At 32.9% G+C, this 14,398-nt stretch carries 13 protein-coding genes; 8 read left to right on the top strand and 5 right to left on the bottom strand.

Going from position 1 to position 14,398, the window contains the following annotated elements:
* Positions 1-273: 273 nt before the first annotated feature.
* Positions 274-2,121 (bottom strand): asparagine synthase (glutamine-hydrolyzing), encoded by a 1,848-nt coding sequence (gene asnB / locus ABEY15_RS13555; protein ID WP_429890636.1) that lies wholly within the window; start codon positions 2,119-2,121, stop codon positions 274-276.
* Positions 2,122-2,558: 437 nt separating this feature from the next.
* Here asnB and ABEY15_RS13550 point away from each other — a divergent pair, with 437 nt between their 5' ends.
* Entirely contained in the window at positions 2,559-3,122 is a 564-nt protein-coding gene (locus tag ABEY15_RS13550; protein ID WP_176526030.1) for a DUF2777 family protein, read from the top strand.
* A gap of 42 nt (positions 3,123-3,164) precedes the next feature.
* Here the strand turns inward: ABEY15_RS13550 and ABEY15_RS13545 are convergent, their stop codons facing one another.
* The gene (locus ABEY15_RS13545; RefSeq protein WP_429890635.1) at positions 3,165-3,539 is read right to left on the bottom strand and encodes a DUF1516 family protein; all 375 of its coding nucleotides are present in this window, start codon (positions 3,537-3,539) and stop codon (positions 3,165-3,167) included.
* A gap of 464 nt (positions 3,540-4,003) precedes the next feature.
* Between ABEY15_RS13545 and ABEY15_RS13540 the strand changes: the two genes are divergently transcribed.
* The 7 genes from ABEY15_RS13540 to ABEY15_RS13510 all read left to right on the top strand — a co-directional run bounded on the left by ABEY15_RS13540 (position 4,004) and on the right by ABEY15_RS13510 (position 6,476).
* Entirely contained in the window at positions 4,004-4,159 is a 156-nt protein-coding gene (locus ABEY15_RS13540) for an aspartyl-phosphate phosphatase Spo0E family protein (protein ID WP_088012099.1), read from the top strand.
* Between the two features lie 177 nt (positions 4,160-4,336).
* Positions 4,337-4,558, top strand: coding sequence for a spore germination protein (locus ABEY15_RS13535; protein ID WP_429890634.1), 222 nt, complete (start codon positions 4,337-4,339; stop codon positions 4,556-4,558).
* Positions 4,559-4,571: 13 nt separating this feature from the next.
* The gene (locus tag ABEY15_RS13530) at positions 4,572-4,769 is read left to right on the top strand and encodes a spore germination protein GerPB (protein ID WP_429890633.1); all 198 of its coding nucleotides are present in this window, start codon (positions 4,572-4,574) and stop codon (positions 4,767-4,769) included.
* Between the two features lie 37 nt (positions 4,770-4,806).
* Positions 4,807-5,418: a spore germination protein GerPC gene (gerPC, locus tag ABEY15_RS13525; RefSeq protein WP_429890632.1), complete on the top strand. Its 612-nt coding sequence runs from the start codon at positions 4,807-4,809 to the stop codon at positions 5,416-5,418.
* Positions 5,415-5,591, top strand: a complete 177-nt coding sequence (locus ABEY15_RS13520; protein ID WP_429890630.1) for a spore gernimation protein GerPD — start codon at positions 5,415-5,417, stop codon at positions 5,589-5,591. The genes gerPC and ABEY15_RS13520 overlap by 4 nt, the downstream gene beginning before the upstream one ends.
* Positions 5,591-6,244: a spore germination protein GerPE gene (locus tag ABEY15_RS13515; protein WP_429890628.1), complete on the top strand. Its 654-nt coding sequence runs from the start codon at positions 5,591-5,593 to the stop codon at positions 6,242-6,244. The genes ABEY15_RS13520 and ABEY15_RS13515 overlap by 1 nt, the downstream gene beginning before the upstream one ends.
* 16 nt (positions 6,245-6,260) lie before the next feature.
* Entirely contained in the window at positions 6,261-6,476 is a 216-nt protein-coding gene (locus tag ABEY15_RS13510) for a spore germination protein (protein ID WP_129690388.1), read from the top strand.
* 36 nt (positions 6,477-6,512) lie between these two features.
* Here ABEY15_RS13510 and addA read toward each other — a convergent pair whose 3' ends face one another.
* The 3 genes from addA to lepB form a co-directional block, all read right to left on the bottom strand.
* Positions 6,513-10,253, bottom strand: coding sequence for a helicase-exonuclease AddAB subunit AddA (gene addA, locus ABEY15_RS13505; RefSeq protein ID WP_429890627.1), 3,741 nt, complete (start codon positions 10,251-10,253; stop codon positions 6,513-6,515).
* The gene (addB, locus tag ABEY15_RS13500) at positions 10,246-13,752 is read right to left on the bottom strand and encodes a helicase-exonuclease AddAB subunit AddB (protein WP_429890626.1); all 3,507 of its coding nucleotides are present in this window, start codon (positions 13,750-13,752) and stop codon (positions 10,246-10,248) included. The genes addA and addB overlap by 8 nt, the downstream gene beginning before the upstream one ends.
* 93 nt (positions 13,753-13,845) lie before the next feature.
* Positions 13,846-14,397, bottom strand: coding sequence for a signal peptidase I (gene lepB, locus ABEY15_RS13495; RefSeq protein ID WP_429890625.1), 552 nt, complete (start codon positions 14,395-14,397; stop codon positions 13,846-13,848).
* Between the last annotated feature and the right edge of the window lies 1 nt (position 14,398).

Raw genomic sequence — 14,398 nt, 5'->3', positions numbered from 1 at the left:
AGGTTTTTTATTTCTTAGTTCATGATATTCATTTGATACCGCTACTCCAAGAATTTTGTAGATATGGATGGTGGCTAAAATTTTTATTGAGTATTAGATTTTTTGTAAAAATAGCATTGATTTTTAATATAGGTGATTGGGCTTTTTCATTGCAATTATCAAGTTTTTAATAGCGCATTCTGACTTTTTAATTACAGCTCTTCCCTTTTATTTGCAGTTCCACTCTGCTATTTAACATACAAAAAAAGAGGTGAAAAAGATCACCCCTATAATTTAAGCTTTCACATTAATATTGAATTTTTTAAACCAAACATGAATTTGATATAAGTGAGCTAATAACTGAGGTCCAGACATTAATTGTCCGTACCATGGAACTTGAAATGCTTTTCCTTCACTTTCAACTAAACTATTTAATTGCTCTTTATCAAGAAACTCGTAAAGAGCTGAGCTTTTATCTTTTAAAGCTTCTTTTAATTTTTGAACAACTAATTTTGTATATACCGGGTTATGCGTCTTTGGATACGGGCTTTTTTTGCGGTATAAGATATCATCTGGTAACAGACCTTCAAGAGACTTTCTTAAAATGCCTTTTTCACGGTCTCCATACATTTTAAGCTCCCAAGGGATATTCCATACATATTCGACAAGTCGGTGATCTGCAAAAGGAACACGCACTTCAAGGCTCGCTCCCATACTCATCCGATCTTTTCGATCTAATAATTGCGCCATAAACCATTGACGATTTAAATAAAACAGTTGTCTTCTTTTAGCTTCTAATGGACTTTCTCCTTCAAGGATTGGCGTTTCTTTTACAGTCTCATTGTATCGATCTTGAACGTACTGAGCTAAATTCAACTTCTTACTCCATTCGTCTTTTAAAAGCTTTTGACGAAGTTCTGTTGATCTCATCCAAGGAAATGCTGGTCTGTTCAAATCATCTTCTCTGTGAAACCAAGGATATCCACCAAAAATTTCATCAGCACATTCTCCTGATAAACCTACTACAAAGTTCTGTTTAATTTTTTGACAGAACCATAATAATGAAGAATCGACATCCGCCATTCCTGGAAGATCACGACACTCTGTAGCCTCTTCTAAATATTGAACTAGTTCTTCGTTTGTAATGACACATCTTTGATGATTCGTATTAAATGTTGAGGACATTAACTCAATCCAAGGTGCATCTGAATTTGGTTGGAATACACTTGATGTAAAATATTTATCATTTTCCTCATAATCGATTGAATATGTGGTTAATTGTCCTTTTCCTTCTTTAGCGTAATGATTAGCAGCGATTGCTGTAATCGTACTAGAATCCACTCCACCTGATAAAAACGTACATAAAGGCACATCGGAAACCAATTGCCTTACGATTGCATCTTCAACATAAAAACGTACTTTTTCAATCGTTTCATCAACTGAGTCTGTGTGTATATCGCTTTTAACATCCCAATATTTCCATATTTTAAGTCCATTTCTTGAGAATGTCATAGCATGACCACCACGGAGTTCTTTAATTCCATCAAAAACACCATTTCCAGGCGTACGAGATGGACCAAGTCCAAATACTTCTGAGAGCCCTTCTTCAGTTAATTCAGCCTTTACCCCAGGATTTGCTAAAATTGCCTTTACTTCTGAAGCGAATAATAATCTTTTATAGTCCTCTTTATAAAATAAAGGTTTAACTCCTAAACGGTCTCTTGCAATGAATAGACTTTCCTTTTCTTCATCCCAGATTGCAAAAGCAAATATTCCATTAAATTTGTCTACACATGCTTCCTTCCACTCAATATAGCTTGTTAGTAGAACCTCAGTATCTGAATGACCTTGAAACGTGTAGCCTCTCTTTAAAAGTTCTTTTCTAATATCCTCAGTATTATATAACTCACCATTGTAGCAAAGCGTATACGTGAAGTTACCTTTCGTCTTACGCATTGGTTGTTTTCCACCTGCTGGATCAACTACAACTAATCTTTTGTGGCCAAAGCTACAATGATTCGACGTCCAAATATTCGTATCATCTGGACCTCGTTTAGACAATGTTTCAGCCATTTTTTTTGTCATTGAATTTACATTGGACAAGTCCTTTTGAAAATCTGCCCACCCAGTTATACCGCACATGTTTTTTTCTCCTTTCTGGGCTATTTCCCTATAAAACTAAAGTTAATTCTATATCGTATTATTCTTTTTAAAAATAGGTGCGTTAATCCTCAAAAAAAGTTTGTAACTTATCAATATTTGTCCATACGTTTTTTAAATTTTTGCATAGTTATAAAATAGTTAAGTTATGTCAATAAATGAAAAAAGTAGCAGCTTTATTAAAATCGAAATAAACGCAGCTATTATGATTTATAAACCCTAATACCGGTCGGAAAATAGAGTAAAATTTTTAATCCATTTAAACAATATTCGAGATTCAAAAAAAGGTTCGAACGAAAAAAAGATTCTATTAGATACTTAATTTTATGATTCAATAAAATGTCCAAATCACTACTTTTCACTTGAACCTATGTAATTAAACAATGAACAGCAGAACGCTTGTAACTGGAGGTTACTTAATGCAATTTAAGCACCGATCACAATTATTTCAAAAGCAACCTCGCGCTTTTACTATTGGAGCAATTGAAGAAATAAATGATGAATGGGTCTTTTTCGATGATGAAACTGATGAGGCATTTTTACTTGAGGATCTTATCGATGAAGATTTTGAAGTTTCTATAAATGAAGAGTGGGTTCCTGCTTCTTTAAAAAATGGTAATTTTCTTATTCAGTATTCCAAAAAGAAAAAATTACAAAATGGCGATATCCTTCGTATTCAAAGAAAGCTTTTATATAGCTTCGATTCACTATTGAAAAATTTGACCGATGAATCATTTTATACTTTAGCGTACCTACTAAATACGCATAGTTTTTCCCTATACGATTGCTTGTACTGTCACAACTTCCTTTCATTTCAACCTGAAGGTTCACCTTCAGAAGGAGTAAATTTCATTGTATTTGATAATGGAGAACTTGTTTGTTCAGTATATCACCAATTTAGAATTTCATCTGAAGAACAAAACCATCGATTTGAACTTACGAAAGCAACAGGTAACCGCTACCTATTAACTCAACTTTCATAAATACAAAAAAACTGTCACAAGAAATTTGTGACAGTTTTTTTATTAAGCAAAGAAGTGAAAACCTTGTGGTAATCTAAATCCTAAATATAATAAAGCTAAAATAAATACTGTAAAAATAGTTGCAGGAATAACCATTTTACGGTGTTTCTTAGAAGACACTGTGAAATATTCAAACACACCTAACATAAGAATACCAAGTGTCATTTTTACGTTATAAAGCATCATCATATTAGACGGCATATTTTCTTTATTTGAAATATGAATAAATAAATACAGTCCAGTTCCTAAAATAACGAAGTATAAAAGACGTAAAATCATATGAGCAACTTTCACATTCCAACCATTTTTGTATCCGTGCCCAACAAATAAAGCTAAAATAATAGCGATTACCCACGATGTAATATGTAAGTGAATCATTTCATTTCCTCCCAAATATATATTCTAAATAATCATAACATAAGTGCTTGAATAAGGAAAAATGTAGATGAAATGGAAATGGAAAAGATTTAAAAAAATTCACAAATTGTTCAAAATATAACCTATGATTTTATACCTATTAACCGTTATGAAAAGCATGGCTTAATATTCATTTTTAAAAATCATAAATTATATTAATCTAGGATTGTAATCTACTGTCGAAAATAAATTCAATATCATCTATAGCTCCTTACAATTCGACACTCCGTATAGTTTATCCTACAAAAACCTTTCAATTTCCACTATCCGAAGATGGAATGCAGATGAATATTGTAGTATTTTGTAAGTTTTACACTTCTTTTAGCGAATGTCTTCTCATATGAAAATGATTTTGTATAATAGCATTACATACATCGTGAGACCTAGACATAATTCCCTATTCTTGAACAAAGTTGGTGACTAAATTGCTGCTTCATGTTATAGAGAAAAAACGGGCCCGAATGGTATATTATGCGGGACGATATGGCTTTACGAACAAGAAAACAGTTTTATGTAGCCAGGAATTGGACAGGCTAATGAATATGATCTCGACCTTTACCTCTTCTAAAAGGAGAGCCTAATAGCTAGCATGCGATTAGTTTATTCTAATTGCAGCTAGTATTTTTTTTATTTCCCCTTCACCCTTTTCTTCCTATTATAAAAATTAATACTTCTTAACAATACATAGTCTACAATCACATTTTAGGTTAAATGGCCATATAATACATAATCATAAAAAGAACAAAGGGTGTACAGTCATGCCTGCTTATGTTGGAGTAATTAATATTGTCAGTATCGGTAGTAGTGGTGTAGTTAACGTGGGTGACGCATATAATATCATACCTAAAAGTAATGCTCAAACGTATGCCGGTGCTGGTTCGTTTAATACAGGTGATAATGTTACAGTTTATAACAACAAAAGTATTTCGAACGTATATGATCAAGATCAAGTTGATCAACCAATGGTTGGCAATATGTAAAGGAGGATGTCGTTTGAATATATATATACATCAAACAATTATTATTAATCAGCTAAAAACCGGTGGGATCGTAAACTCATCTGTTTTTCAAATTGGAACAACAGGAAATATAAATGCTAGAACGATTACGAATAATACTGGAGATTATTTAGAGCCAGCACCACCAATTACTGAACCAGGTCAAATCGTTCAAACTTCGCAAACGACATAATTTTATTCCTGTAGCAAATTGAAAGCGAGGGAATTCTATGAATCAACTAGAATTAAGACAGACTCAAATTGAGCAATTACTATATGAGCAGTCCCAAATAATTGAGGAATTAAAAGCTAAAATAGCTCATCTTGAAGTCACTGTTATTGAACTTTCTCAAAGACCTGAGACAAAGATTGATAAGATTGAATATAAATTTGACCAATTAAAAGTAGAAAATTTAAATGGTACGTTAACAATTGGCTTGAATCCACTTCAAGCTCCAACATTCGATGATTTAACAGTGGAAAACCAACAAATTGATATTAAACCTGACAATAATATAAAAGCTTTGAAATCATATATAGCAGATCGAATCAATTTCCATTTAAAAGAAGAAGCACTAGAAACCATTCTCCAATTAGAAACAGAGCTTAGAGTTGCAGTAGATGATTATTATCGCCAAATGATGATCGATGATATTCGGAATCAAATGGATATTAGGATTCCTTACTACATTGATTTATATAAAAATAAACCCAACTTCGCTGATAATCCTCTCCAATATTCAGAAGAAGTCGTTTTACACATGTTAAATGATATCCGAACTGCCTATAGTGCCTTTTTACAAAACTTACCGCATAATATCGGAAAGGAGAATAAAGGATGAATTTAAATGTAACAAATTGCAATTTACAAGTTGAAGACATAAAATTTACAGCTATTTCATCATCTTCATTATTTCTAATTGGAGATGCTCATAACATTTCACTATCTTCTATATTTGACACTCCACCAGAATCATTAATTATTGGACCATTTGTACCTTTATCTGTAAGTTAATGTTTAAAATTGATCCAAGATTTCGTTTAGCCGCAGTGGAACGGTACGATGTAAATACAGTCCTATTTTCAAGTGTTTTACAGTTTGGGGATGCATTTTCAATCAATGCAGAATCAAATGCTCTTGCATTACAAGAAGAAGGAAACATTTTAGCCGATCCAAACAGAGATGTATTTGAAATTTATCCTATTTATAAAGTAATTCCAACACATCTTCCATATATACCGAATGTGAAATTAAATCGAGTAAATCTTAACCCCACAATCCAGGTTGGTTCGATTAATTATAATGGGATAAGTTCGGCAAGTGCTTCCGTTATTGGTTCAGTTCATAGCGCTACAATGCTAGCACGGGTTCATCAAATACGACATTTCACATCATCACCTACTATACATTACCAAACGCCAGGCATTAGTCATGCTCAACCTACTTTTTCTCAACTTATGCAACCACTTATAGGCCAGCAAGTACAACCAATCCAATCAGATGTTCTTGTTCAGCCAACAGTACCAGTTTCACCGGCTGTAACAGCACACGCGGTAGCACCTGTAGCACCTGTAGTTCCGGTACACACAGTAGTACCAAGCGTGCCTTCAGTACCTGTAGTAACAAGACAAAAAAAAGAAACATCAGAAACAAAAATAAACGATTAAGTAAGGAGGATATTTCATGCCAACATTTCTTGGTGCAATTGTCATCACAAGCAATGAAGGAAATATAAATACAGGAGATCTTAATAATATCTCACCAAAAACGCAAACAAAATCATATTTCGGCTCAGGCTCAGGTAATACTGGGTTTATACCAGCAACAATAAGTGGTGCAAGTGCAACTAATACGTTAGATGCTGATTTAGTAGATCAAAATGAAGTAGCGACTCTATAATACACAAAAAAGCGATGCCTTAAGCATCGCTTTTTTCTATAACTCTACAATATGACCACCATCGAAAAAGTATAAATATTTAGCTTTAACTAGTTTATCCATCCCCGCCTCAATTGCCTTTGAATAAAGATCGAGTTGAACACCATATCTTCTAATTGCTTCTTGCTTCAAGGCATCGCTTGTTGCAAATGCATCAGTTCGATCGGTTTTATAATCAATTAATATAACATCGTCTCCATCAATTAAAAGTAAGTCAATGATCCCTTGGATTAATACAACTTCCTCTTCATCTTCCCAATCTTTATAAATTTCATTTGTTGAAACACCATAACTAAATGGTACTTCACGCAGATTTTGATTTGAGTTTGCCACTAATTGACCAAGCTGTGATTGACAGAATTCAAAAATCTCCAAGCTATTTACAGCTTTCCCTTGCTCTTGGGTAATTAATTCTTTTAAAACCATGCTACTTATTTGTTCTACGATTTCTTCATGAGTTGAAACAAATTGATAATCTAAATTTTGCATAACAGCATGGGTAGCGGTTCCTTTTTCAGCTGAGTTCATTTTTTGTTCTGACATAAATTTCGGTCTTTCAAGTGGAAAATCTTTTGTTTTAGTCGCTGTAAAACTTTGACTATATGGATCTTCCTCTTGCATTTTTCTTTTTAATTCGGTAACAGATTGTTTTGGTCGGTACAGAGTTGATTGTCTATGATGATATTGCCAGTTTAATTGATTCTCTAGTTTTTCATGAAGCTCGTCATTGTTAATTTGAATCGGTTCCTTTGACTGAAAAGCTTGGAATACTTCGACTTTATTATTTTCTACTTCCTCAGCTTCCAATGATTGAATTGTAGAAGCATCTACAATTGAATAATTCCAGCGACATGGGTAAAACTGAATTTCATTTTCTGTATGCCACAAATCATCTTCGAGTCTAATTGCATTACTAGAATCATGACGAATGATTGAAGGTCCAATCCAATCAAGATAACTTTTGGCACCACTAATAACATTTAAGGGCAGTAGCCATTCTTTATGGTTTTCAACTTCCTTCCAACTTTCGATCATTTTTTGCGCATCATTTACTTTACCTACTAAAATAAGCTTTTCTCTTGCCCGAGTTAATGCAACATAAAGAATTCGTAACTCTTCGGAAATTAACTCTTCATGTTCCTTGCGCTTGATTGTTTCCTTCAAAAGAGTTGAATTAGTCGTGCGATACGCAGGATGTACAAAATTCATACCTAGACCTAATTCCTTTTGTAAAATGAATTTCGCCCTTAAATCCTGCATATTAAATTGCTTAGATGAATTCACGACAAACACGACAGGATACTCTAATCCCTTACTTTTATGGATTGTCATCATTTGAACGACATTTTCTTGATCACTTAAAATACGAACCTCATCTAGCTTTTCATCTCTTTCTTGCATACGATCTAAAAATCTTAAAAACTGAAATAGACTTCTATAATTTGATTCTTCTAATGCTTTAGCACGATCAAATATCGTGATTAAATTTGCTTGCCTTTGTTTACCACCTGGTAAGCCTCCGACAAAGTCATAGTATGTAGATTCCTTTAATACCTTCCAAATAAAGATTGAAAGTGTCTCCCTTTTAACGAGTCGTTTCCATTCCTTTATTTGTGTAAAGAAATTTACTAATTTAATTGAAAGCTGTTTATGACGGTTTTCATAATTATTTAGATAATCTTGACATGCATCGTAAAAAGATCCATTTTTATGATTAAGTCTAATCAACGTTAATTCTGGTTCCGAAAGTCCAACAATTGGAGAACGTAGGACAGATGCAAGCGGAATATCTTGAATCGTATTATCGATTAGCTTTAGTAAATTTAAAAAGACGGCCACTTCAATTGTTTGAAATAAGTCCTTTGATTTCTCAGCATATAGCGGAATACCTAACGCTTTGCATTCTTCTATATACAAATCTGCATTTGATAATGAACGGCCTAAAATAGCAATATCATTATATTTTACAGGTCTCATTTCTCCAGTCTTTTCCGTTACTAAATATTCACTTTCGACTAAATCCTTTATTCTTCTTGCTACGTACCTTGCCTCAATTTGTTCAAGCTTTTCTTCAACAAGATCATCATTTTCTTGTTCACTGAACTCAGGTTCATTTTCTTCTTCATCCGAATTCGTTAATAAGATTAATTCAGCAGCGCAATCTGAGTATTCAGGATAGCTCGCACCTAGCTTTAGCATCGCATCTTCATCATACTCAATTCCACCAATTTCTCTTCCCATAATTTGTTGAAATATAAAATTGGTTGCATCTAATACTTCCGCTCTACTTCTAAAGTTTTTAGAAAGATCGATTCTTAAACCAGTTCTTTCATTTTTCTCTTTTTCATATAAATTGTATTTATTTATAAACAGCTGTGGTTCGGCTAATCGAAAGCGATAGATTGATTGCTTAACATCTCCAACCATAAAAAGATTGCCAGAAGCTCCCGAGCCTTTTGTGATTAATCTTAAAATCGATTCTTGTACATAGTTCGTATCTTGGTATTCATCAACTAATACTTCGTTAAACTTTTCTTGATAAACTCTTGCAACCGATGAAGGGACTAATACATCTTTTTCGTCTTTTTCCTTTAAAATATCAAGTGCATAGTGTTCTAAATCATTGAAATCTAAAATTCCATTTTCTAATTTTGCTTCTTTAAATAACACGATGAAACGATTAACAAGTTCAATTAACTTTTCAACTAGGGGCTTTAATTCACTTATTTGTTTTAATTGAACGTCAATACTTCGACTAAAATACTTATCTCTTATATCATCAATCTTCTTTTTAACATCTTTTCGGAAATTCGCTACTAATTCCTTTTTCTGTTGATCTCCCTCTGTCTTTTTAATAGTGGGCAATCGATTAAATACTATTTTTTGTAGACCGACATTAATTTCTTCCCATGATTTTTCTGAGGCATAAAATAAACATTCTAAATTACCATACTCCTCTTTAAACACATCAGCATACTTAATTGGACCATCAGGACTTTCAATTAAATATAATGCCTGTTTATAAGTATTTATACAAGCAATCAAATCATTTTGAATAAATTTCTTAAGCTCTTGAATAAAAGGGATCTCATCAACTGATTTACCCTCTACATTATATTGACGAATGAATGCATTTAAAAAATCACTTGGGTTTGGGTTAGAAATTGCATGACGATATAGCTTTAATATTAATTTTGGTAAATCATTATCATCTCGATCACTAGTATATCGATCAACTAAATCAAAGAAGACTAAATTAGATTCATCACTGTATTCTGACTCCATCAACTCTTCTAACACTTCATCCATCAGTAATTGAATCTCAATTTCTTCTGCAGTACGGAAGTTCGGATCTAACTCTACCATATAGTAATTTGATCGAATGACTTCCGTACAAAAAGAGTGAATAGTTGAGATTGAAGCTTTATTTAACAAAGAAGCTTGTTTCCTTAAATGATCAGATTCAGGATTATTTACAAGTTGTTTCTCTAACGCAATCCCGATCCTTTCTTTCATTTCCTGGGCACTTGCTTTTGTAAAAGTAACAACAAGTAATTCATCAACATTTATTGGGTTTTCATCACGAATGATTTTTTGAATAATTCGTTCAACAAGAACAGCCGTCTTTCCAGAACCAGCAGCAGCGGCTACAAGTATATCTGACCCTTCGAAATCGATCGCTTTTTGTTGGTCGACTGTCCATGTAGTTTTACTTGCGTTATTTTCTTCTTTACTCATCTTTATTCACCACCTCGATCATTTTTTGTAATGCTTCACTATCTTCTAAAGGAGGTAGAACACGATATTCATTTCCTTTTACATTCGCATCAAATTGACATACTGATTGATACGAACAATATGTACATGGTATTTTATCCTTTTGCTGATATGGATTTGCTTCTACAAAACCGTTGTATATTTGCTGACCAGCTTCCGTAAATTTTTGCTTTATATAATTCGTCATCATTGGGTATTGTTCAGGCTTTACCGTTTTTGAATATTTTGCCATGTACTCTCCGGTTTTTTTAAGCCTAATCGGCACAATTTTTGAAGAGCTTCCGTCTTGAATTAATGCTTCATCCATTAACGTATTACTTTCACGATTTTCTAAAAGTAATCCATTCATTTTAAACTTTTTAAAGATTTCATCCTGAATTTCATCGAGTTCGATATTATTTTTAACTTTAACAATCGGATTTTGTACATGGAAATAAAGAATACCAGCCGGGTCCGCGTGTTTTCCAAGTAATGTTGTTGAATTTGCTACAGCTATATCTAAATATGTTAGTAACTGTAAAGCAAGTCCGTAGTAAACATCTGATAATTTTAATTCCTTTTTGGTTGATTTATAATCCAAAATTCGTAAGTAATCGCCTTTTTCACTTGCTGCTTTGTCAATTCGGTCAATTCGGCCATTTAATACCATTCTTCTCTTCCCATCAATCGGAAGTTCATAAGAATTTAGCTGTTTACCTATACCAAATGGTACTTCTAAAGCAACAGGAACGAATTTACCTGCATGCTCTTGTTGACTTAAAATTGAGGATACTTTAGCAATAACATCCTTCATTTTTTTCTTTAAAAACATATAACGATTCGTACTTAGCAAAATCTCACGTTGAAACTTTGGCGAGATTTCATCTACTACTTTTGCTGCTAATTCATCACATTCTGAATTCGTTAAACTACTCCAGCTTTTCCCGGCCTGTAAAAGATTCTCTCCAATAATTGTTAAAGCACTGTGGAATAATTGACCCATATCAAATGATTCAAACTTATAAATTTCACGTTCTTGTAGCTTAAGACCATATCGTGCAAAATGGGCATACGCGCATTGATGGAAAAGCTCAATTCGCGAAACCGATCCACTCAATTCTTCCCCATATAATTCTGTACTTAAATCTTCTCCAAGATCTTTCGCAATATTGTTGTACATTACGCTACTTATCACTTTATACAGTTTATCTTTTGAATCAGAATTTTCTCGTAAGACATTATAAAGCGTCCACCATAAATCCATATTCGTTTCAGTTTCCTTAGTCGACCAAACTTGAAGCTGAGATACTAAATTTGTTAACGCTGTACCATAATTTGTAATAGATGTTAGCTGTTCTTCTACGGAACTAAATGTTAAGTCTCCACTTTCAAATCGTTGATGTATATTTGGAAAAATCGATTTTATCCTTTGAATGAGACTCGATGCGGCAAGACTTTTCCCATCATCACTTGCTAACGGATAACTAATGATTAACTCATGACTTGCTCGATTAATTCCAGTATAGATATTAAAATTTTCTACAAATAATTGGTGCTTACTTGTTGGTGCTACTTCCACACCAAATGATTGTAAAAACTCTCGGGCAGTATCGCCTAATAGTCCGTCTTCATTAGCCTTCCTTGGAATAACCCCTTCATTTACACCAATGATATATGCACACTTTACATTTTGTAATCTTGAATGATCAAAATCAGCTATGTTTACTTGATCTAATGATGCAGGAACATTCGCAAATTGAAGTGATTGAAAACCAGTTTGAAGAATTTCAAAAAATGTTTTACGAGACAGCTTTTCTTCTCCAATTAATTCAACGCACTCATCTAAAAGTTGAATAAACCCTTTCCAAACTTGCTCGTGATCTTTGCTTTCAATTAAATTGGATCGATTTTCAGCATCATCCTTTAAACGTTGAAGCTTCCTTGAAATATCTAGCGATTCAACAAATTCATACAATGCTACACACATTTCTCTCGCATTTTTTGCTTGCTTTAGATTGCTTTGAAATGCAAGTATTGGCTTTACTAATAAATCTCTTACTGAATTGATTAATGCCTCGAATTCTAATTCTTCATTTGTTATCCCTCTATCAATACCTTCAGTTGAGCGATACTTTCGATACTTCCATGGCTCTTCAATCGTCCACCTTTTTCCTTGCTTACCGTACGCTATGCAATAATTCTCAAATAACTCAAGCTGTTCACGATTCTTATCACGATTGCTTTCGAATGGATAAACTAATTCCGTTTTATACGCATTGAAAACTGATTCATATCTCCAATTTTTTTGAATGATATCGAAAGTAGCTTGTAAAAACGTAAATAATGGATGCGTTAGCATTGAACGCTTTTCTTCTATGAAAATGGGTATTTCGTACGCATGAAAAATAGTTGAAATCAAATGTGAATATGAATCTCCATTTCTTAAGAAAATGGCTATATCACGATATCGGTATCCTTGATCACGTACCTTATTAATAATATCTTTCGCAATCCCATTTACTTCAGCTCGACGATTAGATGCCGACATAATCTTAATTCCATCTGATTCGAACGAAGGCTTTACAGGTCTGTTATCAAAATTTGTTTCGAAATACGTCAAATCATTCGATTGATTTCTAAAGTTATGATGACAAATAACAGGTTGCTTTATTGTTTGCTTTGTATTTAAAGCAATCTCTTTAATTTGTTGATATAGAAGCGCTGGTTTATAAAATAAATTTAATTCATGTGGTAAAAAATCATCATATGGTCGGTCGATTGTTAGAGAGAAATTTACCTCACTACAATATCTCATTAACTCCTCAACTACATTTCGCTCTTGAGGTGCCAAGTCATAATATCCATCAATATAAATAATACTGTCTTTTATATAATCACTTTTAGGTAATTCTTGAATCAACAAATTTAAATAGTCTTCTGAATCAAGATACTTATCTTTCATATATGTATTAAAAGCATCAAACACTATTTGAATATCATTTATCTTTTGTTGAATAAAGATATGATCCTTTGATGAATCTTGCTCCATTTGTAAAATAACGGAAGATAATTCATCTGTAGAAACTTGAAAACCTTTAAACTCAGCAATAAGGCCCGTCAGTTCCTTATAAAATCCTTGTCGATCAGCAACCTGATGAAAAACTTTCAATTCTTCTTTCTTTTCCTCAATAATCTTTCTAAGAATCATAGAAATTCCAATTTCACCTATATGAATCCGACTGATTCCACCTGTTTCTTGTAAAACCTTCCAAGCTAATCGAGTAAAACTAAAAACTTGGGAATTAATAATTGCTTTTCTTTCCTGCCTTTTAACTAATTCATATTCCATCTGAAATGTCATTTGGTCAGGTACAATAAAGATGATATTTTTTGTTTCATTCTTTAATCTATCCGTAATTTCATTTAAAATGTGATGCGTTTTTCCACTTCCTGCACGTCCTAATATAAATTGAAACGACATATAACTCCCCCCTTAATGTATTAGAATAATGGTTATTGTTTAGTAAAAAAGTGTTTAAATGTGTACCTAATAAGAAAAGCCCCCATAAGGAGCTTATTTGTTAAAATTCGTATTCAAACTTGAAAGTGGCCAATAAAGTAGATCGACCTTCCCTACAATTTTATCAATTTTTACAAATCCAAACAAACGACTGTCATAACTTTTTGGTCGATTGTCCCCTTCAACAAAAACATAGCCTGGTGGAACTTTCGTTTTACCTGTTACTTCGTTTAAATTAAAATCAGGTGTAAAAGTTGTTCCTTTTAAAGAACTTTTGTAATCATTTAAATATGCTTCATTCCATTTTTTATCGTTAATATAAAGCTGATCATCCTTATATTCAATTGAATCTCCAGGTAAACCAATGACACGTTTAACATAATCTTCTTGCTTATTTGCATGAAATACAATTACGTCAAATCTGTTAATATCACCAATTTCATATCCAAATTTATTTATAACTAGTAAGTTTCCATCCTTTAAAGTTGGCATCATAGATTCTCCATCAACTACATATGTAGAAAATAAGAACGTTCTTACAATAAAAGCAATTGCGATCCCAATAATGATGGCTTTTCCCCAGTCTAATACTTCTTTTCTTAGCATA

This window comes from Gottfriedia acidiceleris, from assembly GCF_050457485.1.
GTDB lineage: Bacteria > Bacillota > Bacilli > Bacillales > Bacillaceae_G > Gottfriedia > Gottfriedia acidiceleris_D.
Note: the sequence above shows the minus strand (reverse complement) of the source record. Positions and strands in the feature narration are given on the sequence as shown.